This window comes from Rhizobium sp. RCC_161_2 (genome assembly GCF_041355235.1).
Lineage (GTDB): Bacteria > Pseudomonadota > Alphaproteobacteria > Rhizobiales > Rhizobiaceae > Rhizobium.
Genome location: NZ_JBFUPL010000011.1, coordinates 204763 through 227921 on the forward strand (window position 1 = coordinate 204763; position 23159 = coordinate 227921).

Here is a 23159-nt window from a genome sequence, read left to right on the forward strand (position 1 = left end):
TCGATCCGTCAGTCCAGGGTAAGACCCTGGCGCTCGTCCGATGCGAAGCGGTCCTGCTCGGCATGGACGATCTGCGCCAGCTCCCGCTTGATTTCGTTGAATTCGACGGAATTGGTGTCTCTCGGATAGGGCAATTCGATACGGATATCCCTTTTGATCGTGCCCGGCCGATAGGTGAGGATGACGACGCGCGAGCCGAGATAGATGGCTTCCTCGATGGAATGGGTGACAAAAACGATGGTCTTGCCGACCGCCTGCCAGATGCGCAGAAGTTCGTCCTGCAACGAGCGCCGCGTCAGCGCATCGAGCGCGCCGAACGGCTCGTCCATCAGCATGATCGGCGGATCGAGCGCCAGAACGCGGGCAATCGCCACGCGCTGGCGCATACCGCCGGAGAGATCCTTCGGGAAGCGCTGGCGAAACTCCTTCAATCCCAAGAGATCCAGAAGCTGCGTAACTGTCTCGGCGATCTGTTGCTTCGCCAGCCCGCGTATTTCCAGTCCGAAGGCGATATTGCGCTCGACCGTCATCCAGGGAAACAGGGCATATTCCTGAAACACCATGCCACGATCCGGACCAGGGGCCGTGACGGCTTTGCCGGAGACTTCGAGCGTCCCTGCGGTCGGCAGGGAGAAGCCTGCGATGGCATTAAGCAGCGTGGACTTGCCACAGCCGGAAGGACCAAGAAGGCAGACGAATTCGCCGGCATTGATTTCAAGATCAATGTCTTTCAGCGCCGTGACAGTGGCCGGCTCCTTGCCAAAGATCTTGTCCACGCCGCGCGCAAGAATCTGCGGCGCAGAAGCAGTCGCTGCCTGTGGAGCAAGGTTTACAGGAATGATCGACATAAAATTCCTCCCATTGGAGGCACTGACGGATCAATGCCATCGGGCCGGTCCGCGTCCCATCCATCAGGGACAGGCGGACCGGCAGATTGAAGACTGTCGGGGCGCATAACTCCGGCTAGGACTCGATCCCGCGATGCCAGCGCAACAGGTGGCTATTCATCCGGTTGACGCCGAGATCGATGGCAAGGCCGAGCAGCCCGATCGCGATCATCCCGGCAATCACCTTGTCGGACCACATATATTCGCGGGCCTCGAGAATCCGGTATCCAAGGCCGCTGTTCACCGCGATCATCTCAGCAACAATGACGACGATGAAAGCCGTGCCGATACCGATCCGCATGCCGGTGAGAATATAGGGCGTGGCGGCCGGCAGGATGACGCGCCGGAACAAAGTGAGCCTGTCGGCGCCGAGATTGGTGGCGGCGCGGACGTAAATGCTGTCGACGTTGCGAACGCCGCTGATCGTGTTGATCAGCACCGGGAAGAAGGCCCCGATGGCAATCAGGAAGATGGCCGGCGGATTGCCGAGGCCGAACCAGAGGATCGCTAGCGGAATATAGGCGATCGGCGGGATCGGCCGCAGAAACTGGATGACCGGGTTCAGATATCGCTCGATCGTGCGATCCGTGCCCATCAGCAATCCGAGCGGAAGCGCAAGCCCCGCCCCGACGGCAAAGCCCAGAACGACGCGCTGCAGGCTCGCCAGCAGATCGCCCAGAAGCTCGCTCGACATGATCCAGGCACCTAGGCTGCCGGCCTCCTGGAAGGTCTCCTCCGGGATCAGGTAGAGCCACAGCCGTTCCATGATCGCCACGGGAGACGGCAGGATCTCCGGCCTGACCAGGCCGAAGATCGACATCAATTGCCATATGGTCAAAAGGACGACCGGAACGGCAAGGTTTTGCGACAGCCGCTTGATCATTTCAGGGCGTCCTCCAAAAGGTCCGTCTTCACCCAATCGGTCGCCTTCGGCGGATTGACGAGCTTGCCGACACCGTATTTCACCATCAGGTCGGTGGTGATCTGGACGTGCTCGGGCGTGATCTCGTAGCTGTAGGGCGAGTTCCCGATGGCGTCCTTGAAGTCCTCAGGCGTGATCTGGCCCTTGAACATGTCGTTGATGACATATTTCTCCGCCAGGTCCGGCTTGTCGATGAAGGTCTTGGTCGCCTCGACAAAGAGCTTCATGGTGCGCTCGGCAACGTCACTCTTCTTGTAGAACTCTTCCGAGAAGACCAGTGAGCGAACGGGCATTCCCATCGGCGTGTCGTAGGGCTTGACGATCTCGACGCCGAAGGCCTTGTTGATGGCCTGGCTTGCCTGCGGCTCCGACTGGCTCATGGCGTCGATATCACCGGCCATCAGCGCCTGATTGAGGTCGGCATAGGCCATATAGAGGATCTGCACATCCTTGCCCGGCTTTTCCGACCAGGTAAGGCCGACCTTGTCGAGTTCGGCAAGCAGCACCAGTTCCTGGGCACCGCCGCGGGCAACGCCCACCTTCTTGCCCTTGAACTCGGCAATCGAGGTGATCCCCGATTTGGTTCCCGCTACGATGCGCGCACCGCCCTTGGCAAAGCCGGCGACGGCGTAGATCGGCACACCCTTGGCGCGGCCGGCAATCGCGGCGTCGACAGCACTTGCGGCAACATCCACCTCGCCGGCCACGATGGCGGGCAGGATGTCGATACCCTTGGCGAAGAACCTCTCCTCGATTTCCAGATCGTATTTCGGAGCCAACTCCTTCATGTAGGAGATCGCGCCGTAATGGGCGAATTTAAGATTGCCAAGCCGCACCTTGTCGGCGGCGTTTACGGATGTTGCAGCCATAAGGGCAACGACGGCCAGCAGCAGCCGGCGCTTCAAATGTCTCATGTTTTCCTCCCAAAAACACCAATCCGACAGTCGGATCAAGAAATTGGGAGCAAGGGGCGTGCCAGTTACCACCGCGATGGTTGCACGACGGCAATAAACGGCCTCCTTGCGTCTTGCGTGGTTATTAATATCCTGAAATCATGTTCGTTTTCGCCTTCGACGGAAAGACGACATCAAATCGATCCGACATTGCCTCTTATCCTGGCGACCGACGCTTCCGGCAAAAAATTGCCAGCTTCGATCTATGCCGAGCAAGATATTGCTCGCCCAAAGCGAGCATCTCCTCCCGACATTCCCCATGCAATGAGGTCATTTCCAGGCGCCACATCTTGTGAAAATAATTTCTATAAAATTACTAGACAACAGAAAGACTGGTCTTTCTAGCCGGCATCACCGCGGACTAAGCTTCGGGCATGATCGATTGATGAGACAGGCGAGGAAGCAACATGTCTGCTGAATTCATAAGCGTTACGTTCACCAACCCCTCCACCGAAATAAATCCGCTGCCGCAGCCTGCAATAGATCCGCGCTTTCTGGTGCGATATGCGCGCTCGCTTGACGACTACGGCTTCAATTATACCTTGGTCCCTTACGACTCCTCCTCATTCGATCCGTTCACGATCGGCGCGACCATCGCGGCCCATACGAAGAACATCAAGATCATCATCGCGCTGCGCCCGAACACGCTCTATCCGACGGTGGCGGCAAAGGCGCTGGCCACACTCGATCAGCTGAGCGAAGGCCGGGTCGTCGTCCACTTTATCGCCGGCGGCAGCGATGTCGAGCAGGCGCGCGAAGGCGATTTCCTGACCAAGGAGCAGCGCTACGAGCGGCTCGAGGAATATATCCGCATTCTCAGGCGCGCATGGGAATCGCCGGAGCCCTTCGATTTCGACGGGCGCTATTACCAGTTCAAGCAGTTCAGCAACCAGGTCCGTCCGGTAAGCGGCAAGATCCCGGTTTCGGTCGGCGGCTCGTCCGACGAAGCCTACAGGATCGGCGGCGCTCTCGCGGACATTTTCGGCCTTTGGGGCGAGCCTTTGGCCGAGACCAAGGAGCAGATCGACCGCATCAATGCCGAGGCCAAGCGAGCAGGGCGCACCGATCGCCCGCGCATCTGGGTGACGTTCCGGCCGATCGTCGCCGAAACCGATGAACTGGCCTGGGCCAAGGCGCATCGTGTGCTGGAATCTCTGCAAGAGAACCGTGCCAAGGGTCTCGGCAAGGCCCCGGCATCGGCACCGCCGCCGCAAAATGTCGGCTCGCAGCGCCTGCTGGATATCGCCGCACGCGGCGAGGTGCACGACCGGGCGCTCTGGTACCCGACCGTGACGGCAACAAATGCACGCGGCGCCTCGACGGCGCTCGTGGGATCCCCGCAGACCATTGCCGACTCGATCCTCGATTATATTGATCTTGGCGCCGACCTGATCTCGATCCGCGGTTACGACAACCTCAACGATGCCATCGACTATGGCCGCTATATTCTGCCGCTGGTCAGGTCCGGAATAGACGAGCGCGCCGCGCAGCAGCGAAACGTTGCCTGACGACGGCGACGACCGCACACATGAAGCCACGCGCATTTCTTCAATCGGAAAGGGCTCATCAGAGTGTCCCATAGCACGATCGACTTGACGGATATTACCCGTATCCTGGCCGACGCGGCACCTGCCGCGGACGCGACGGGTGGCTTTCCCTGGGTGGGTATCCAGGCCGTGCACAAGAGCGGGCTGCTCGAAAGCACGGTCGGGACGCGCTTCGGCGGCACCGGCGCTTCTCTCGCGGAGACCGGCCGGATTCTCGCGGCACTGGGGCGCGGAGATCCTTCGGTGGCGTTGATCAGCGCGATGACAATCTTCACGCATCTCGGCGAGGCCAGCCGCAACCGATGGCCGGAAGGCCTTTATCGCCGTTTGCTTGATGAGGCGAAGGCGCGTCCCATCCTGCTCAATGCGGCACGCGTGGAGCCTGACCTCGGATCGCCCGCACGCGGCGGCCTGCCGGATACGCTGGCGCGGCGCACGCCGCATGGCTGGTCCATCACCGGCAAGAAGCGCTTCGTCACTGGCGCTCTCGGACTGACGCATTTTCTCGTCTGGGCTCGCACCGACGAGGAGCCGCAGCGCGTCGGCACCTTCGTGGTGCCCTCGGGCTTGCAGGGGATCAACGTCATCGAGAACTGGCGGAGCCTCGGCATGCGCGCCAGCGGTTCGCATGATGTGGAGTTCACCAGTGTCGAGATCCCGCGCGAGGATGTGCTCGATCTGACGGATATTGCGGCAGGCACGCAGGACAATCGCGCCCATGCCAGCATGACCCTGGCGCTCACCGCCATCTATCTCGGCGCGGCGGAGGCTGCCCAGGAAGCCTTCGTCCGTTTCGCCCATGAACGGGTACCTTCCAATCTCGGCTATCCGATTGCCCGCACGGAACGCTTCGTCACGCTTGCCGGAGAGATCGACCTTCTGGTCTCCGGTGCAAGACAGATCATCTTCGACGCGCTGGATTACGGTCTCGACAACCCGGAAAGGCTGATCCGCGCCCGTCTTCTGGCCGGCCGGCAAATTCGCCAGGCCGTGCAGCTTGCCGTCGGCGCGCTCGGCAATCCGGGCCTTAGCGCGGATGTCGGTATCGAGCGGCACTTCCGCGACATCCAGTCCGTCCTCGTTCATGCGCCGCAAGAGGATACGGCCATTTCCATCCTCGGACGCGCCGCACTCGAACAAGGCGCAACGACGCAACGCCCGTCGGAGCTTTCCCCCACGCCTGTCTCCCGATCCATTCTCAAAACCGGCTGATCGACCATAGCATCATGACAACGTCCATATCCGAGCAGATCGTGAATGTCGCCGGGGCTCTCTTCTACAAGGAGGGAATCCGCGCTGTCGGCATCGACAGGATCATCGAAGAGGCCAGCATCGCCAAGGCGACCCTCTATCGTCACTTTCCCTCGAAGGATCATCTGGTTGCCGCCTATCTGAGCCAGCGCCACGACCGCGTGATGAGCTCGCTCGATGAAGTGACAAGAACAATGAGAGAGCCGAGGGACCAGCTAGCCACGATCTTCGACAGGCTGTTCGAAAAGGCCGATAGCCCGGAATTCCGGGGATGCGCCTTTGCGCTGGCGGTCGCCGAACACGGCGATTCCGAGCGCGTGGTTTTCGTCGCCCGCGAACACAAGGGCGCCGTGCGCGCGATTTTCAAATCGATCATGCTGCGCGCCGGTACGATATCGGAACAACCGGCTGCGCATCTTGCGCTTCTTTATGAAGGAGCACTTGCCACGGTTGCCGTCGATCGCGATCCGAATGCGGTGCTGGTCGCCAGGGATTGCGCATTGACGGTTTTTGACGGGGCAGTCGTGTCCCGTGGAATTGAAAGCAGGAATGGAAAATGACAAAGACGATCGACTATTTCTTCGGCATCGGTTCCCCATGGGCTTTTATCGGGCTTGAACCCTTCACAGCGCTTGCCGCGCGCTTCGACGCGGACATCCGGCCCTATATCATCCCTCTGGTCGAAGAAAACGGCGCGATCTTTTCGCGCAACCGGCCGGAGCCACGGCGCGCCTATTGGTTCAAGGACCTGAAGCGTTGGGCAGTACTGCGCGGCAAAAGCCTCGATCTGGACAACAGGGCCAGCCTTTCCGATCCCACGCCGGCGGGCCTGACGGTAATTGCCGCACAGCTAGATGGCAAGGACTGGATCGGGCTGACGAAGGCCCTGCAGGAAGCCTTCTGGTCTCGCGCCGAGGATATCGGCAATGCTGAGGTGCGCAGGACTATTGCCGATGCCGCCGGGTTCGATGGGGCAGCGCTTGAGGCGCGGGCGCAGCAAAGCGACGTGCAGGAACTCTGGCGCTCGAACTATGATGTCGCAAAAGCCGCCGGCGTCTTCGGGTTTCCGACTTTCCGCTATGACGGCGAACTCTATTGGGGGCAGGACAGCCTGCCCTTCCTGGAGCGCCACCTGAACGGCGAGAAGCTGATCGCCTGATTTGGGGCCATAAGCCACGGAAGACTTAGAGCTCCCTTTTCCCGGCCACTTTCGTCTCGGCGGAGTGGCCGGGAACGCATTCAATGATACCGCCCGAACTGCTATTTTCCGTTTGGATAGACCCAGGCATAGCCAAAATGATAGCGGTCAGGTTCGCGGCCATAATAGTATGGCACTCCGATATCGTGCTGTTCCGGATTGGACAGGGCCTCCCCGTATTTCTCCTTCAGCCATTCCGTCAGCGTCGGAGGCATGGCCGACGGCTTGCCGTCACGCTCGTTCCAGACCAGCAGCAAAGGCTGATGGCCGATGCTGGCGTGATCGATGTCGAACAAGGGATAGGCGATCGAGATGACGGGCGTGGTCGGCATGTTGATGCGGACATTGCCGGCTTTCTGCCACGTCGTCGTGACCACCGCCGCCGGCTTTCGCCCTTCCGCCGCCACGACCTGTTCGAGAAACGGGGTGTAAGGCGTGTTCAGATGTTCGTAGGATCCGAAAACCTTCGGAACCAGCACGCTTCCCGCGATGATAATCGGCAACGCCACCATCATCGCGAACGGCACATACAGAAATTTCCGGAACACCTGGGCGGACCCGACCCCCGATGCCTCCAGTTTCAGGCAGAAATAGAGCGGTGCCAGAAACAGGAACGGCAGGAGCCAGCGGTCCCGGAATACCGTCAGCGTGACCACCACAATCATTAACAGCAGGATGACAAGCGTTGCGGCGAAAATCGTGCCGACGAAATCCGACCATTCGCTTCTCGCGCGAAAGCTCCGCACGAATGCCTTGCGGAAAAAGATGAGGAAAATGACGGCCGTCGGCGCGATGATCGCAAAGCCGGTCTCGAACAATTCCTTAAGCCCGTTTCCGATATCGGAAAGTTTGCCGCCCTCTCCCTGTTCGGACATCGTCCGCGTGGTCTGATCGACGACCGCGTTCATATGCGAGATCATCCAGAGCCCGTGGGGCAGAAAAACAACGATCGCCAGCAGGATCGTCAGCAGAAGCCGCTTGTCGAAAACTCTCTTCAGCCCATCCGGATGCCGGAGGACAGCGACAAAGGTCGCAAGGACGATCAGGATGAAATTGTACTTCGTCAGCATCCCCACGCCGACCCACAACCCCATTGAGGCGTAGGATATGACGGTGGGCTTTCGCAGCGTTGAAACGACACTATGCAGAAACAGGCAGATTGCCAGCAGCGTTCCGACCGTATGGGTCAGGTCCCGCTGCGCCTGCCAGAACATTTGCGGCATGGTCAGCAGCGACAAAGTGGCGATGGCCGCCAGCCCCTTGTCGGCAAGGAGCAATCGGGCAAGCCGATGGTAGGTGTAGTAAACCAGAAAGAGCAGAAGGTTCTTTAAAAGCACCAGCGACGCCAGAGTGGTGCCGAAGACGGCGAATACACCCTGCTGAATCCAGTTATAAAGAGGCGGCTGGGCGTCATAGCCCCAGTCGAGCCATTGAGCGACGACGAATTGCTGCGCCTCATCGACGCGCAACGAATTTGGGAGTGCGATGCGAACAATAGCCTGCACGAGGAAATAGGCGGCAAGAACCCATGGCACCCACCGCAGATCGGAAAGCACCCCAGGCTTGCCGGAACGCTCGACGCCGCCAATGCTATCCATCATCTTTCCTTCTGGTGGAAACTCTCGCTCGCGAGTGACGACGGCATGCAACCGCGCCTCATTTAGGTAAGCGGTATAGTGCGTCACCGTGAGGAAGGCAAAGGCGAAAGCAGGGCAGAAAACTGAACGCGGACCATAGGACGACCGAGCATCATCGCCGACACCTGCCGAGCCCGGAAGCTAAGGAGAGCTAGCTCCAATAGGCCTTATACGACGGATGAGATGCGAAGAAGGTCTCGTAATCCGGATAGCCTATCCCTAAGACCAGAACTTGCAGTTCCCCCAAACTCTTATTGTAGTCTTCGATAGCGACGCGAGTGCAGTCGATAATGCCAAACTCCTCCGAACGGTCAGAAAGCGGTGCGTCGTCGCCCAGTTCTTTGCAGATACCATCCGTCGTGCTGGCGTGGAGTTGCGGGTCATAGTCTGAGGTCGGCTCAAACTGTCCCGCCGCAACGCCCATTGGTGGATCGACCGGATCGAGATTGCAGCGCCCGATTACAGTCCCTGTCTGCAGTATTTCGACTTTCATAGCCGCAACCTCAAAACTGGCAGCACATCCTTATCGTTCAAATCAGCGACCAGGAAAACTTATTGTTGTCTACAATGGAGATCGATAGTTCAACGGACACGACCGGCAGCTCGCGCCGACATGTTCAGCGCGACGGCGGCACGAATAAGCGCCTTCAACGCCTCTTCATCAATCTTGGCGCCCTCCTGGAAATCGATGGCACGCCTGGTGTTGCCTTCGAGGCTCGAGTTGAAGAGGCCTGAAGGGTCTTCCAACGAAGCGCCTTTGGCAAAGGTCATCTTCACGACAGTCTTATAGGTCTCACCGGTGCAGATGATCCCACCGTGCGACCACACCGGAACACCTCTCCACTTCCACTCCTCGACCACGTCGGGGTCGGCCTGCTTGATGAGAGCCCGGACCCGCGCAAGCGTATCGCCCCGCCAATCCCTCAGCTCTTCGATCCTCGCATCTATCAGCTGAGAAGGAGAGGCCTCTCCCTTTCCGTCCTTGGGGTCACTCTTCTCTGCGGTTGCTGTCGCTTTTTTCATCGCTACGTTCTCCTCGCCAAGACGCATAGCGACTGAACCACAGCAGAGTCAGCCGATCAACTCCCGACCAGATCAACCCCTGTGCCGACGAGAGATTCGGCGGTGGGCCTTTCCCGAAGATCTTGGTTTGCCAAGCATCAATTCCACGACCAGGCCAAGCCATGTCAGGATGGTCTCGATGCCCGCTGTTGCGGCAGGATGCGCCAGACAGAGTAGGACCTCGGTCTGCCGCCTTTTGTGCTGTCTGTATTGACTAGGTGCGGAGAACATTGCGTTAACCTCGCAGTCTGATCTGAACAGACCGGCAGCCGGAAACCGGCTGCCGGAATTCCCATCCGACTAGATCGGATTAGCCGGCGAACGAGCTGTCAAAGCTGAACGAACCGGAGGCGTTGCTGAACGAAAACGTCCCGGCCTTCTGCACGACTTCCGCCGGCAGCGTTGCCGAGAAGGTGCCCGAGCGGCTGCCGAAGGTGTAGCTGCCGCTGACGGCGCCGTCGGCGCCAATGGTGACCGTCGAAGCGACCGTGGAAGCGCCGCCGCTGACGAGATCGAGCATGTCGGCATTGATTTCAGTGATGTTGCTCATGTTAGTCTCCTATTGGGTTAGGTTTGAGGGATTGACCGGGATGGTCCTCCCCTCTTCTTGTTGTCACCGGCTGCCTATGGCCTTTAACGGGTCCAATACCCAGTCGGTGAAGTGCCGGCGATCCGTAATGACATCGCCGATGAGGGTCATACCGGGGGTCAGCGGGCGCTCTTCGCCGTAGGCGGCGATGCTGGTGCGCTCCAGGCTGACGGTCACGCGGTAGACGGGATCTTTGAATGCGATGGGAGCCAGAAGCTCGCCCTCGCGATAGGTGGCGCGGGACACCTGCACGACATGGCCCGACACCACACCGAAGCGCTGGTACGGGAAGGCGTCGACCCGGAGCCGCACTTCCTGCCCCGGCTGGATCAGGCCGGCCGCGCGCGGCGGTACCAGCAGGTTGGCCTCGAGATTGCTGCCGGCCGGCACCAGGGCCGCAAGCGGCGACTGTGCCACGGCCGTCTGCCCCGGCTGCGCCTGAAGTGCCGCGACCCGACCGGCTACCGGCGCGACCATGACGTAGGCGCGGTTGACCTGCAATTGCGCCAGGGACTGCTCCAGCTCGCTGCGAAGGCCTTGCAGTTGCGCCAGCTTGTCATCCCGCTCAGCCGGCAGGCTCGCCAGTTGCGAACGGGCATCGTTGAGGTCGCCCTGCCGCTGCTCCTTCTGCCGCTCCAGCTCGTGAATGACGCTTTCCTGTGCGAGGATCTGCTGCTGGCGGCGCGACAGCTCGAAGCGCGTGCCGCTGCCCTTGATCTGAAGCTGCGCATAACGGCCGGCATCGTCGGTTTGCAGGGCTTGCAGGCGGCGTTCCGATTCCAGGCGCTGTTCCTGGCTCGCCAGCTCTCCGCCAAGCCCTTCGACGCGGGCCGACAGGCGTCGCCCCTCCTCGTCGAAGCGGGCTTTCGCTGCCGTCATCTGTGTGTCGATCGACTGGATACGGGCTTGGGTCTCTAAGCGCAGCTTTTCGCCGACCTGACCGTCGGCACCGGTCGTTTCCAGCGACAGCTCCACCATCGGCTGGCCCTGGGTCACCACGTCGCCTTCATGGACGAGCACCCGCGTTACGATACCGCCCTTGGTAGCGTAGAGCTGCGCCAGGCCGCCGGTCGGGGCGATGTAGCCCTGCACTGTCTCCTTGCGGGCATAGGTGCCGGTCATGAGATAGGTTGCACCGACGACCACGAAGACGCCGAGGATCGCCGTCATGACACCGTGGCTCACCGGCTGCGCGATCATTACCTCGCCACGGAGACGGCGGCGGTGTTCGATAGCTTCAGTGCGGAACAATGCCTCGCTCATGGCACCACCTGCAAAGGCTGCACCGGCACATCGCGCATCAGCTCACGCACATGCCCGTTCTCCACGGCGAAGACACGCGCCGCACCCTCGATGGCTCCGGGGCGATGTGCCACCATCACCTGGGTAATGCCGAGCCTGCTCAGCGCCTGCATGACGCGACGTTCCGCAAGGACGTCGAGATTGGCCGTCCCCTCGTCGAGGAACAATATGGAGGGCTTTCGATAGAGCGCCCGCGCCAGCAGCGCACGCTGCTGTTGGCCGCCCGATAGCGTCGATCCGAGATCGCCCACCAGGGTCATATAGCCCATCGGCATGCGCAGGATTTCGTCGTGAAGGCCGACAAGCCCGGCAACTGCTTCGACCCGCGCAAGATCCGTATCGGGATCGAAGAAGGCGATATTGTCGGCGATCGTGCCGGCGAAGAGTTGGTCGTCCTGCATCACCACGCCGATCTGCGCACGGTAAGCCCGCATGCCCAGAGCGCTGAACGGCAGACCGTCGACCAGCACTTCACCTTCACTCGGCGGATAGAGGCCCATCAGCAGCTTCAGGAGCGTGGACTTGCCGCCGCCCGAGGGCCCGACAAACACCACGGATTGCCCCGGCTCAATGGTCAGCGACACATCCTTCAGCACCCAGGCTTCGCGCTCGGCATAGCGGAAGGAAAGATTGCGCACGTCGAGCGCACCGGCGAGCGGGCGATCCTTGCGCGCCTCGGCATCCAGGTCCGGCTCAGGGTCCTGGTGCACGGCATCGGCCAGGCGCTCCAGATGCAGGCCCGTCATCCGGAACTTGAAATATTGATCGACGAGCGACAGGGCGGCCGTGCTGAACTGGCCCCGATAGGACAGGAACGCCAGCAGCATGCCGAGCGTCATCTCTCCGCGGATGATGGCGCCGGCACCCAGATAGAACACCAGTAGCATCTCCGCTCCCGTCAGGAAGGAGAGGCCGGCCGTTCCCTTGAGGCTGACTTTCTGGAGGCGCACATTGTTGTTGATGCTGTCGGCATAGGCGTTCTGCCAGACGCCATGGCGCTCCAGCTCCCGGCCGAACAGCTTGAAGGCCCTCGCACCCCGGATGGTTTCGAGGAAGACGCCGTCCACCTTGGCCTGGTACTGGATGCCCTCATTGGTCAGGCTCCGCAGCCAGGGGAAGGTACCGAGCCGGATGCAGATGACGAGCGCCAGCGACACAAGCACCACGCTTGCCAGATAAGGTGCATAGATCAGCATCACCGCCAGGGTGACGATGGCCATAAGCCCGTCCAGGGCGCCGGAGACGAGGCCGCCTGTCAGAAGGTCCTGCACCGGCTGCAGAGAGTTGAAACGGGACAGAATATCGCCGAGACGCCGCTTTTCGAACCACGGCACCGGCAGGCGCAGCGCATGACGCAACAGGTTGCCGCGCATCTGGAAGGTCAAAAGGGTGCTGAAATGCATCTGCACGTAACCACGCAATAGCGTCGTCGCGGTCTGGATCAGCAGTAGCAATCCGGCGCCGATAACGATCACGTTCAGAAGGCTGAGATCACCCTTGGATATCGCCTCGTCGACGATCATCTGGTTGACGAGCGGCGACAGCAGGGCAAAGAATTGCAGCAGGGCGGAGAGGACCAGGATCTGCAGCAGGCTCGGAATGAAGCCGGCGCTCCTCGACCACAGATCGGCCAGCCGCACCCGCTCGACCACCTTGCGCTTGCGGAAGGTGGCGGCCGGCGTCAGCTCCAGCGCCACGCCGGTAAAGTGCCTCGATGCTTCCGCATGGGACAATCGCCGCTGGCCGCTCGCCGGGTCATGCACTTCGATCCGGTTCGGCGTTACCCGGCTCAGCACGACGTAATGCGACATGTCCCAGTGCAGAATGCAGGGCATCTTCAGCTTGCCGATGTCCTCCATCTCCAGCTTCAGCGGCCGGCTGGTAAAGCCGAGATCGTCGGCAACCGAGATGAGGCTCTTCAGCGTCGTGCCCTTCGACGACACGGCATGGCGTCGCCTGAGTTCGGACAGTGTCACGCGATGGCCGTGATAAGCCGCCACCATCGCCACGCAGGCAAGTCCGCATTCGGCAGCTTCAGACTGCAGAAGCGGCTCGATCCGGGAGCGATTGTGAAGGGCTGTCAGAAGCAACGGACCATCCCGTCTTAGAGGTGTGGAAGCTGGAAAATCGGATCGCCGATTTTGAACGAATGCTCGGCCGCAAGCACGGCGCCGGCAGGTTTGCCGCAACAAAGCTGTGGCATCCCTTTATGGACTATGGGGAAGTCTTGGGGTTTAGACTTCCCCATCCAGTACAAAACTTGTATGCGACCAGCAGCATTGCTGGTGGCTGCACATCGTCCTGGACAAGAGGACTGTCAGTTTGAAGGAGGGCATGTGACCAAGCTCCCTGAAATTGCTGCCGACGTTCGATCCCGGCATCCATGATTTATGACTCGGCAATCGCGCCGCCGTGCCCAAATGTATGGCAGACCTGATTATTGAGTTGGGTCTTGTTATGTTGAGAGATGTTACGGCGTGCCGCGAACCGGCCACAATCGGACGGACGCCTGGCTCGGATTTCGGGCCAGAAGTATGCAGCTGAAGGGTAGCCCGACGTACAGGCATGCCTGTGCGTCGTTTTCATGTGAAGAATTCCTCAGATCTCGGAGGACGTACTTCGCCAGCCTTTTCCTTGGTCTCTTTTCGCCGCTGCGTCAGCTTCGCATTGGAGGAAGTGGTGTTGAATTCGATACAAGACTCAACCCGTTTGCCATTTTACGATCGCCCGCAGAATTTGAAACCCAACTTGCCCAACAGGCGGCTTAGTTTGAAGCAACTCCGCTGGTTCAGCCCCGGGTGTTCACTCCAAGTCACCTCGAGCTATCGCTGACGGCCGACTGTCAACGGAGGGCGCCAAGTGCTCGCGCGCTGGCCCCCAACCTCTCGTCACGATGACCCAAGTTGCGATTTGGCCATGAATTCCATTGCTTTGCAGCGAATTGGGGCCTTGGTCACTTTGCGTGGTGGCGGGATAGCGTTCTCAAACGCTACCCCCACCGTACTGCGGGCGGAAACTCAAGAGCTCGACACAAGAAACCGCCCGCTGGTGCCGACCGATGAAGGACAGGTATGCCAACCAGGACAGCAATCTTCTCGGCCACGGAACAGGTATTCAAGCCCAAACAGCCTCGCCGTGCGCAGCATGACACCAGACAAATTGTCGGTTTTTCCGACTACCAAAGTCCGGGGTGCCGGTTAACGTCCTTGTAAAGCAGGTAGCGGAAACGGCCCGGGCCGCCGGCGTAGCAGGCCTGTGGGCAGAAGGCGCGCAACCACATGAAGTCACCCGCTTCCACTTCCACCCAGTCCTTGTTCAGGCGATAGACAGCCTTGCCTTCGAGCACATATAGGCCGTGCTCCATGACATGCGTCTCCATGAAGGGAATCGTGCCGCCCGGTTCGAATGTGACGATGTTCAGATGCATGTCGTAACGGACGTCGGACGGATCGATGAAACGGGTGGTTCCCCAAGAGCCGTTCGTGTCCGGCATCGACGAAATGGCGTGCTGGTCCTCATGCGTGAAAATAGCGGGCGGAGCTTCCAATCCCTCGACTGCCTGGAACACCTTCCTGACCCAATGAAACCTGACGGGCGCGGTTCCCTGGTTGCTCAGCTTCCACGCGGCTCCAGCCGGAATAAAGGCAAAGGATCCTGCCTTTAGCGCATGTTCGCTTCCCGCAAATTCGATCGCCATCTCACCCTCGACGACGAAGATCGCTGCTTCCGCGCGATTATCGGGCTCCGGTCGGTCGCTTCCGCCGCCCGGCAGAACTTCCATCACATATTGTGAGAAGGTTTCCGAGAACCCGGAGAGTGGTCGGGATAGAATCCATGCTCTCGTTCCCGACCAATGCGGAAGCACGCTCGTTACGATGTCAGTCATAACGGTTCGCGGAATAACCGCATAGGCTGTCGTAAAAACAGCCTTGCTTGAAAGCAGTTCCGTCTGCGGCGGCAATCCGCCGAGTTTCGAATAGTAATTTCTGTCGGTCATGGGTCCGGTCTCGCGGCGCGGGATTATGCATTTGCATTAAGTGCCGCACGCCTTTTAAGCAACAATAAATTCGGCGGCCACAGGCCAGGAAATCAAAAAGTTCAATCAAAATATTGTTTTTTAAAATGGAACTCCGGTTTCATTCAAGTCGGCATGAAAACTGCTTCTCATCCGCTGACTGGGTCCTGCCCGGTGGCAACAAGAAACAGATGAGGGAACGGCATGAACCAGGCATTAGGTCTTCTATCGCAGAGAAGATCCATTCTTCGCAAATTCCGCAAATCCATCATGGTCGGGGCAACCGCCATCGCACTGGCTGCCGCGGGCACAGCCTCGGCCCTTGCCGCGGGAACGCTGCGGATCGGTATGACCGCTTCCGATATTCCGCTGACCACCGGACAGACGGACCAAGGCGGCGAAGGTCAGCGCTTCATGGGCTACACGGTCTATGACTCGCTCGTCGAATGGGATCTCACAAGTGCCGTAAAGCCGTCAGCCCTCGTTCCGGGGCTCGCCGTTTCCTGGGCAGTCGATGCCAACGACAAGACCAAGTGGGTTTTCAAGCTTCGCGACGGCGTCAAGTTTCATGACGGTAGCGCTTTCACCGCCGACGCCGTCATCTGGAACCTCGACAAGCTTCTGAAGACGGATGCTCCCCAATTCGACAAACGCCAGGCGGCCCAGGGCAAGTCGCGCATTCCGGCCGTGGCCAGCTACAAGGCAACCGACCCGCTGACGGTGGAGATCACCACCAAGACACCTGATGCGACGCTGCCTTATCAATTGAGCTGGATCCTGATGTCCTCTCCCGCAAACTGGGAAGCGCAGGGCAAGAATTGGGATGCCGTTGCGCAGAAGCCGTCCGGGACCGGGCCATGGAAGCTGGAAAGCGGCTTCACCCCTCGCGAGCGCGCCGAGCTGACGCCGAACAAGAACTACTGGGATCCGGCGCGCGTGCCGAAACTCGACAAGCTGATCCTCATTCCGCTGCCCGAGCCGAACACCCGCGTCGCCGCTCTCCGATCCGGCCAAGTCGACTGGATCGAAGCACCGGCGCCGGACTCCGTGGCTTCCCTCAAGGAGGCCGGCTTCACGATCGTCACAAACTCCTATCCGCATAACTGGACATGGCATTTCTCCCGCGTCGAAGGTTCGCCCTGGAACGATATTCGCGTTCGCAAGGCCGCGAACCTCGCCGTCGATCGCGACGGTCTGAACGAGCTTCTCGGCGGCCTCTCGATCCCGGCCCAGGGGTTCATGCCGCCCGGCCACCAGTGGTTCGGCAACCCGACCTTCAAGCTCAGCTACAATGTCGAGGAAGCGAAGAAACTGATGGCGGAAGCCGGATACGGTCCCGACAAGCGGATCAAGACCAAGGTCATCATTTCCTCCTCCGGCTCCGGCCAGATGCTGCCGCTGGCGATGAACGAGTATATCCAGCAGACGCTTGCCGAGATCGGCATCGATATCGAATATGAGGTGGCCGACTGGAACACGGTCATCAATATCTGGCGTGCGGGAGCGAAGGATCCGAGCGCCAAGGGCGCAACGGCCATCAACTACTCCTACTTCATCCAGGACCCCTTCACCGGCCTCATCAGACATCTGCAGTGCAATCTCGCGCCGCCGGCCGGTACGAACTGGGGCTATTATTGCGATCCGGAAATGGATGCGCTCATCGACAAGGTGCGCAACACCTTCGATCCCGCCGAACAGGACAAGGTTCTCCAGCAGGTGCATGAGAAATACGTCAACGAAGCGCTGTTCCTGATGGTCACGCACGATGTCAACCCGCGCGCGATGAGCGCAAAGGTCAAGGGCTTCGTGCAGGCGCAGAACTGGTTCCAGGACTTCTCGCAGATCACGCTGGATCCCTGATCCCCGAAACGGGTGCGCCGGCTCGCCGGTGCACCCCCAATTGAAGCGCGGACTTACTCTTCCCAAGCGAGAATCTCATGCTGGCTTATGGTTTTAAACGGCTTCTGCATGTCATACCGGTGGCGATCGGCGTCAGCATGGTGTGCTTTATGCTGATCCACATCGCGCCGGGCGACCCGCTTGCGGCCATCCTGCCCTCCGATGCCTCGGCCGAACTCCAGGCCCAAATGCGAAGCTTCTACGGCCTCGACCGGCCGCTGCCGGTTCAGTACGCACTCTGGAGCTGGCGGGCGCTGCATGGCGATCTCGGTGTTTCCATCGCCAGCGGGCGGCCGGTCCTCGGCGAAATCGCCTCGGCTTCGCTCAATTCGATCATCCTTGCTGTCGCTGCAACGCTGATCGGCTTCACGCTCGGTGCGGGCCTCGGCTTCCTGGCAGGTGTCTTCCGCGGCAAGTGGATCGACCGCATCGCTTCGGCGATCTCGATGCTCGGCGTCAGCGTGCCGCATTACTGGCTCGGCATGGTGCTAGTCATCGTCTTTTCGGTCAGGCTCGGCTGGCTTCCCGCGATGGGCGGAGGCCCCGGCGGATCGGATGGAAGATCGGTCGACTGGGAGTATCTCCGCTATCTCATCCTTCCTGCCATCACCATGTCCGTCATCCCGATGGGGATCATCGCCCGGACGATCCGGTCGCTGGTCGCGGATATTCTCGCGCAGGATTTCACACAGGCTCTCGCCGCCAAGGGGCTGATGACGCGGCAGATCCTGCGCCACGTCGTTCGCAATGCCGCACCGACGGCGATATCGGTCATGGGCCTGCAGCTTGGCTATCTGCTCGGCGGTTCCATCCTGATCGAGACGGTCTTTTCCTGGCCTGGAACGGGCTTCCTCCTGAACGGAGCGATCTTCAGCAGAGACCTGCCCGTGCTCCAGGGCACCATCCTTGTGCTCGCCATGTTCTTCGTTCTCGTCAACCTCGTCGTCGACGTGCTGCAAAGCGCAATCGATCCGCGTATCCAGAGGAGTTGAGACCATGGTGACTGTGACAGCAGACGTCATCGCAGATGGTCCGCGCACCATTCGCTCCCCCGGTTTCTGGCACGGCGTCGTCCGCCGTCTCTGTCGGGATCCGGTTGCCCTCGTGGCGCTCCTTGTCGTAATCGCGCTCATCGCAGCGGCGATCCTCGCTCCCTATCTCGCACCATATGACCCGACAAAGACGAGCGTGATCCGCCGCCTGAAGCCGATCGGCACTCCGGGATACATACTCGGGACCGATGAACTTGGCCGCGACATGCTGTCCCGGCTGATCTACGGCGCAAGACTATCGCTATTGATGGGCGTCATCCCTGTGCCGATCGCCTTCGTGATCGGTTCTGCGATCGGCATCATCGCCGGCTACGCGGGTGGCATCGTCAATACGCTGATCATGCGAACGGTCGATGTCTTCTACGCATTTCCGTCCGTGCTGCTTGCCGTCGCGCTCTCCGGTGCGCTCGGCTCCGGCCTGACCAATGCGCTAGTGTCACTGACGGTGGTGTTCATTCCCCAGATCGCCCGCGTCGCCGAAAGCGTGACCACGCAGGTGCGAAACCTCGATTATGTGGATGCCGCCCGCGCCTCAGGCGCGAAGGCCCGCACGATCATCACCGTCCATATTCTGGGCAACGTTCTCGGCCCGATCTTCGTCTTTGCGACCAGCCTCATCTCGGTGTCGATGATCCTGGCTTCCGGCCTTTCCTTCCTCGGGCTCGGCGTCAGGCCGCCGGATGCCGAATGGGGCCTGATGTTGAATACGTTGCGCACGGCAATCTACGTCAATCCCTATGTGGCGGCTCTTCCGGGCGTGATGATCTTCATCACCTCGATCTGCTTCAATCTTTTCTCGGACGGACTGCGCGCGGCAATGGATGTGAAATCATGATCGAAGCCCTCCCCCTGCCCACACAGGATCCACGCGACCGCGGCGGCCCGGCACAGCCGCTGGTCTCGGTCAAATCTCTCCTGAAACACTTTCCCGTCAAAGGCGGCGGGTTGTTCCAGCCAAAGAAGGTGGTCCGCGCCGTCGACGGGATCGACTTCGACATCCTGAAGGGCGAGACACTTGGCGTGGTCGGCGAGAGCGGCTGCGGCAAGTCCACAACAGCGCGGTTGCTGATGCAACTGATCAAGCGGGATCAAGGCGAAGTGCTGTTCGATGGCGAAACGGTCGGCGGCACGCTGTCGCTGAGCGATTACCGCCGGCAGGTGCAGATGGTCTTCCAGGATAGCTATGCCTCGCTGAACCCGCGCCTGACGATGGAGGAGTCGATCTCGTTCGGCCCGCGCGTTCATGGTATCTCCGCGGAAAAGGCCATGGCCCGGGCACACGACCTGCTGCACAGGGTGGGCCTGGAGCCGAACCGTTTTGCCGGACGCTATCCGCACGAGCTTTCCGGCGGCCAACGGCAGCGCGTCAACATTGCCCGCGCCCTGGCGCTGGAACCGCGTCTCGTCATTCTCGATGAGGCCGTATCCGCACTCGACAAGTCGGTGGAGGCGCAGGTGCTGAACCTGCTGCTCGATCTCAAGCGGGATTTCGGCTTGACCTATCTCTTCATCTCGCATGACCTCAACGTCGTTCGCTTCATGTGCGACCGTGTCATGGTCATGTATCTCGGCAAGGTAGCGGAAATCGGCAGCCGCGACGCGATTTTCGACCGGACGAAGCATCCCTATTCCTCGGCCTTGCTTGCCTCCATGCCGAAGATCAATCCTTCCGATCGCACCTCGGAACCTCCACTTGCAGGTGATCCGCCAAATCCGATCGATCCGCCTCCTGGCTGTCGATTCCATACGCGTTGTACCTTTGCCGAGGATATTTGCAGCCGGGAGATACCGCCGCTTGCGATCGTGTCCGGGGATCATGCCGCAGCCTGTCTTATGTCGATGCCCGCATCCGGTCATAGCCGTGCGCCCGTCATGATGGAGATGCAAAATGACTGATGCCCAGCCAATGATCGATATCAGAAACCTCTCGGTGACCTTCAATCGGGGGCGCAAGCCCGTCAAGGCGGTGAACGGTGTCAGCCTTTCCGTACGGCCGGGCGAAGTCGTGGCCCTGCTCGGCGAGTCCGGCTCCGGCAAGAGCGTGACAATGCGTTCACTGCTGCGGCTGCATCCGCCTGGAACGATCATCGAAGGCTCGATGACAGTTGCCGGCCGCAATGTGACAGCTCTTTCGAAGAAGGAGCTGGGCGACCTGCGCGGGCCGATCGTCTCGATGGTCTTTCAGGAACCGCGGCTTGCCCTCGACCCCGTCTATACGCTCGGCCAGCAGATCGAAGAGACGATCAGACGGCATGAAAATGTGTCGCGTCAAGAAGCCTCGGCGCGGGCGCTCGCCTTGTTTCAGAAAGTTCGCATCCCCTCGCCCGAACGGCGCCTCAAGAATTATCCGCACGAGATGTCCGGCGGCATGCTGCAGCGTTCGATGATCGCGATGGCGCTCTCCTGCAATCCGAAAGTGCTCCTTGCCGACGAGCCGACGACGGCTCTCGACGCGACGGTGCAAATTCAGATCCTCCTGCTGATCCGGGAGCTTCAGGCGGAATATGGCTTGTCGGTGATTTTCGTCACGCATGACATCGGCGTCGCCGCGGAAGTCGCCGACAGGATTGCGGTGATGTATGCCGGGCGGATCGTCGAGGAAGGCACCGTCTCCGATATCATCAACCAACCGAAGCATCCCTATACCCGGGGCTTACTGGGAGCCCGCGTCGAGCTGGCCCATGGCCGGGACAGATTGGTGACAATTCCGGGGTCACCACCTGATCTGGCAAACATGCCACCTGGCTGCGCCTTTGCGCCTCGCTGCTCACAGGTGTCGGATGCGTGCCGGTCCCGCGTGCCCGATCTCGTCGGCCAAAGCGGAACCGGACAGGTGGCCTGCCTTCAATACGCGTGAGCTTCGAGCTACCCGTCACTGAAAAAACAACAGCGAACCAGGGAGACCGCCGTGCTCGTTCAGCATGCTCAAGACACAACGAAGCACATCGTCCTCATCAACCCGAATACGTCTGCGGCGACGACGGCAATGATGACCGACATCGCCCGCAGCGTTCTTCCGGTCAATGTCACCATCGAAGGTGTGACCGCGACAAGCGGCGTTCCAATGATCCTCGACGACAATCAACTAGCGGCGGCGGCCGCCGGAGTGGTCGAGATGGGGCTCGCGGCAGCCCGGTTCTGCAACGGCATCATCGTCAGTGCCTTCGGCGATCCCGGTATCGAGCAGCTACGGGACCTCACCGAAGTTCCGATCGTCGGCATCTGCGAGGCCAGCATGCTTGAGGCATCCACGCATGGACGTCGTTTTGGCATCGCGACGGTCACGCCCGATCTTGTCGACGGCTTTGCCCGCAAGGCGGAGGGCCTTGGGCTTGGTCAGCTCTTCACAGGGACCCGCCTGACCAACGGCGATCCGCAAAAGCTCGCGGCTGATCCGGAGCGGCTGCAGGCCGAACTTGCCTTTGCAGTCGAAGAGGCATTCGACCTCGACGGAGCCGAGGCGGTCATCATCGGTGGCGGACCATTGGGACAAGCGGCCGTTGAGCTGGGGCGCCGGTTTTCCAGGCCGGTGATTGCACCAATCACAGCCGCCGTCACATTGCTGCTGCTCCACATCAAAGCCACGTCTGCCACAAGCAACCCTTCTTCATGACGAAGGCACACGGACATCGGTTGCCGGCGCCATTTTCGATTGCAAATCGGGTATCCGCGACCGAAAATCCAGCGGCGAGCAATCTGGTGGAGACGGGAGTGCCTAAAGAGACGTCGTTTCTGTTCAGGGTCAGGCAGGCTCTTCCAGACCTTCACCCCGCCGAGCGGCGGCTTGGAGATTTTGTCTGCGATTTTCCAGGCGAGCTTGCGAGTTATTCCGCGCAGGAACTGGCAGCACTTGCCCATGTTTCGAAGGCGACCGTTTCGCGGTTCGTCCAGCGGCTGGGTTACGCAAACTACGAAGAGGCACGCAGGCACGCTCGTGCCGAGAAGCAGACCGGATCGCGACTGTTTCTGTCGACTTCGACAGATGCCTCCACCACCCAATCGATCAAAGCACACATCGCACAAGCGATCGCCAACATTGACGCGACCTTTCTCGCAATCAACGATACGCAAATCGATGCTGTTGCAGAAGCAATGCTAAACGCCCGCAAGGTATGGATGGTTGGCTTCCGCAGCAGTCATCCTTTCGCCTCTTATCTCCAGTGGCAACTCACGCAGGTCATCGAGAATATCGTGGCGATCCCCGGCCCGGGACAGACCCTCGGCGAGCATCTGGTCAGCGTGGAGGAACAGGACGTCGTCGTGCTGTTCGGCCTGCGGCGGCGCATAGCGCGGATGGATCTGCTGATCGAGCAAATCCTGCGGTCGAAAGCCAGGTTCCTTTACATCACCGACGAAGGCGCCCCCGTGCTGACGAGCGCCGAATGGCATTTCCTTTGCCAGACACTGGCGCCCGGACCACTCTTCAATCATGCCTCCGTCATGGCACTTTGCCACCTGCTCATAACGCGGTGTGTTGAAAAGGCGGAGATTTCAGGTCGCAGACGTCTGCGAAACATCGAAGCTTTGAACGATAGCCTCGAGGAGCTTTAGCCAGACGGGTGTTTTCACGGTAAGTCCCTGTGCCTGAGAAGGCTCCGAGGGTCTTGGGTTTTTAGGCGATGCAGGCCGCAGTTTTCCAAGCATCGAAAGCCTCGAGCCGATGGTGCAGCATTTCTTCAACTTCACGCAGGCTCAGGTTGAACCGTAGGTAAAGTCAGACTGCGTGAGCAATGATCTGGAGCGGAAAAAGGTGACGCTTGAAGCTGCTATCTGGTGTCTGCATCGCCGAAAATTACGCTCTACCCGAAACGCAAGCAACCATATGCCGGTTAGCGGGACAACACC

General features: G+C 60.2%; 21 protein-coding genes. 11 read left to right on the plus strand and 10 right to left on the minus strand.

Annotated features, from left to right (window positions below; all coding sequences use genetic code 11):
• Nucleotides 1-8 precede the first annotated feature (8 nt).
• The 3 genes from AB6803_RS25810 to AB6803_RS25820 form a co-directional block, all read right to left on the minus strand.
• Nucleotides 9-848: an ABC transporter ATP-binding protein gene (locus AB6803_RS25810; protein WP_371111566.1), complete on the minus strand. Its 840-nt coding sequence runs from the start codon at nucleotides 846-848 to the stop codon at nucleotides 9-11.
• Between the two features lie 115 nt (nucleotides 849-963).
• Nucleotides 964-1770 carry an ABC transporter permease gene (locus AB6803_RS25815; RefSeq protein ID WP_371111567.1) on the minus strand — a complete coding sequence of 269 codons (807 nt, stop codon included), beginning with the start codon at nucleotides 1768-1770 and terminating at the stop codon, nucleotides 964-966.
• Nucleotides 1767-2723 carry an ABC transporter substrate-binding protein gene (locus AB6803_RS25820; RefSeq protein ID WP_371111568.1) on the minus strand — a complete coding sequence of 319 codons (957 nt, stop codon included), beginning with the start codon at nucleotides 2721-2723 and terminating at the stop codon, nucleotides 1767-1769. Before AB6803_RS25820 ends, AB6803_RS25815 begins: the two co-directional genes overlap by 4 nt.
• A 446-nt stretch (nucleotides 2724-3169) precedes the next feature.
• On the opposite strand from AB6803_RS25820, the gene AB6803_RS25825 reads away from it, so the two are divergent.
• The 4 genes from AB6803_RS25825 to AB6803_RS25840 all read left to right on the plus strand — a co-directional run bounded on the left by AB6803_RS25825 (nucleotide 3170) and on the right by AB6803_RS25840 (nucleotide 6719).
• Nucleotides 3170-4270, plus strand: a complete 1101-nt coding sequence (locus tag AB6803_RS25825; RefSeq protein ID WP_371111569.1) for an LLM class flavin-dependent oxidoreductase — start codon at nucleotides 3170-3172, stop codon at nucleotides 4268-4270.
• Nucleotides 4271-4333: 63 nt separating this feature from the next.
• The gene (locus AB6803_RS25830) at nucleotides 4334-5521 is read left to right on the plus strand and encodes an acyl-CoA dehydrogenase family protein (protein WP_371111570.1); all 1188 of its coding nucleotides are present in this window, start codon (nucleotides 4334-4336) and stop codon (nucleotides 5519-5521) included.
• Between the two features lie 14 nt (nucleotides 5522-5535).
• Nucleotides 5536-6120, plus strand: coding sequence for a TetR/AcrR family transcriptional regulator (locus tag AB6803_RS25835; RefSeq protein ID WP_371111571.1), 585 nt, complete (start codon nucleotides 5536-5538; stop codon nucleotides 6118-6120).
• On the plus strand, nucleotides 6117-6719 hold the full coding sequence (locus tag AB6803_RS25840; protein WP_371111572.1) for a 2-hydroxychromene-2-carboxylate isomerase: 603 nt from the start codon (nucleotides 6117-6119) through the stop codon (nucleotides 6717-6719). The genes AB6803_RS25835 and AB6803_RS25840 overlap by 4 nt, the downstream gene beginning before the upstream one ends.
• A gap of 101 nt (nucleotides 6720-6820) precedes the next feature.
• Here the strand turns inward: AB6803_RS25840 and AB6803_RS25845 are convergent, their stop codons facing one another.
• The 7 genes from AB6803_RS25845 to AB6803_RS25875 form a co-directional block, all read right to left on the minus strand.
• On the minus strand, nucleotides 6821-8359 hold the full coding sequence (locus AB6803_RS25845; protein WP_371111573.1) for a glycosyltransferase family 39 protein: 1539 nt from the start codon (nucleotides 8357-8359) through the stop codon (nucleotides 6821-6823).
• A 187-nt stretch (nucleotides 8360-8546) separates the two neighbouring features.
• The gene (locus tag AB6803_RS25850) at nucleotides 8547-8888 is read right to left on the minus strand and encodes a hypothetical protein (RefSeq protein WP_371111574.1); all 342 of its coding nucleotides are present in this window, start codon (nucleotides 8886-8888) and stop codon (nucleotides 8547-8549) included.
• A gap of 89 nt (nucleotides 8889-8977) precedes the next feature.
• Entirely contained in the window at nucleotides 8978-9418 is a 441-nt protein-coding gene (locus AB6803_RS25855; RefSeq protein ID WP_371111575.1) for a DUF1801 domain-containing protein, read from the minus strand.
• A gap of 349 nt (nucleotides 9419-9767) precedes the next feature.
• Entirely contained in the window at nucleotides 9768-10007 is a 240-nt protein-coding gene (locus tag AB6803_RS25860; protein ID WP_047459317.1) for a Blp family class II bacteriocin, read from the minus strand.
• 63 nt (nucleotides 10008-10070) lie between these two features.
• A complete protein-coding gene (locus AB6803_RS25865; RefSeq protein ID WP_371111576.1) occupies nucleotides 10071-11297 on the minus strand; it encodes an HlyD family secretion protein in 1227 nt (408 codons plus the stop codon).
• Nucleotides 11298-11305: 8 nt separating this feature from the next.
• A complete protein-coding gene (locus AB6803_RS25870; RefSeq protein WP_371111577.1) occupies nucleotides 11306-13438 on the minus strand; it encodes a peptidase domain-containing ABC transporter in 2133 nt (710 codons plus the stop codon).
• A gap of 1085 nt (nucleotides 13439-14523) precedes the next feature.
• Nucleotides 14524-15345, minus strand: coding sequence for a bifunctional allantoicase/(S)-ureidoglycine aminohydrolase (locus tag AB6803_RS25875; RefSeq protein ID WP_371111578.1), 822 nt, complete (start codon nucleotides 15343-15345; stop codon nucleotides 14524-14526).
• Nucleotides 15346-15633: 288 nt separating this feature from the next.
• On the opposite strand from AB6803_RS25875, the gene AB6803_RS25880 reads away from it, so the two are divergent.
• From AB6803_RS25880 to AB6803_RS25910, 7 genes are all read left to right on the plus strand, one after another.
• Nucleotides 15634-17223, plus strand: coding sequence for an ABC transporter substrate-binding protein (locus AB6803_RS25880; RefSeq protein WP_371111604.1), 1590 nt, complete (start codon nucleotides 15634-15636; stop codon nucleotides 17221-17223).
• Between the two features lie 77 nt (nucleotides 17224-17300).
• Nucleotides 17301-18254 carry an ABC transporter permease gene (locus AB6803_RS25885; RefSeq protein WP_371111579.1) on the plus strand — a complete coding sequence of 318 codons (954 nt, stop codon included), beginning with the start codon at nucleotides 17301-17303 and terminating at the stop codon, nucleotides 18252-18254.
• 4 nt (nucleotides 18255-18258) lie between these two features.
• A complete protein-coding gene (locus AB6803_RS25890; RefSeq protein WP_371111580.1) occupies nucleotides 18259-19149 on the plus strand; it encodes an ABC transporter permease in 891 nt (296 codons plus the stop codon).
• Nucleotides 19146-20210, plus strand: coding sequence for an ABC transporter ATP-binding protein (locus tag AB6803_RS25895; protein WP_371111581.1), 1065 nt, complete (start codon nucleotides 19146-19148; stop codon nucleotides 20208-20210). Before AB6803_RS25890 ends, AB6803_RS25895 begins: the two co-directional genes overlap by 4 nt.
• The gene (locus AB6803_RS25900) at nucleotides 20203-21171 is read left to right on the plus strand and encodes an ABC transporter ATP-binding protein (RefSeq protein ID WP_371111582.1); all 969 of its coding nucleotides are present in this window, start codon (nucleotides 20203-20205) and stop codon (nucleotides 21169-21171) included. The genes AB6803_RS25895 and AB6803_RS25900 overlap by 8 nt, the downstream gene beginning before the upstream one ends.
• A gap of 51 nt (nucleotides 21172-21222) precedes the next feature.
• Nucleotides 21223-21927, plus strand: a complete 705-nt coding sequence (locus AB6803_RS25905) for an aspartate/glutamate racemase family protein (RefSeq protein WP_371111583.1) — start codon at nucleotides 21223-21225, stop codon at nucleotides 21925-21927.
• Between the two features lie 98 nt (nucleotides 21928-22025).
• Complete coding sequence (locus AB6803_RS25910) at nucleotides 22026-22865, plus strand: MurR/RpiR family transcriptional regulator (protein WP_371111584.1); 840 nt, start codon at nucleotides 22026-22028, stop codon at nucleotides 22863-22865.
• The last annotated feature ends 294 nt before the right edge of the window (nucleotides 22866-23159 follow it).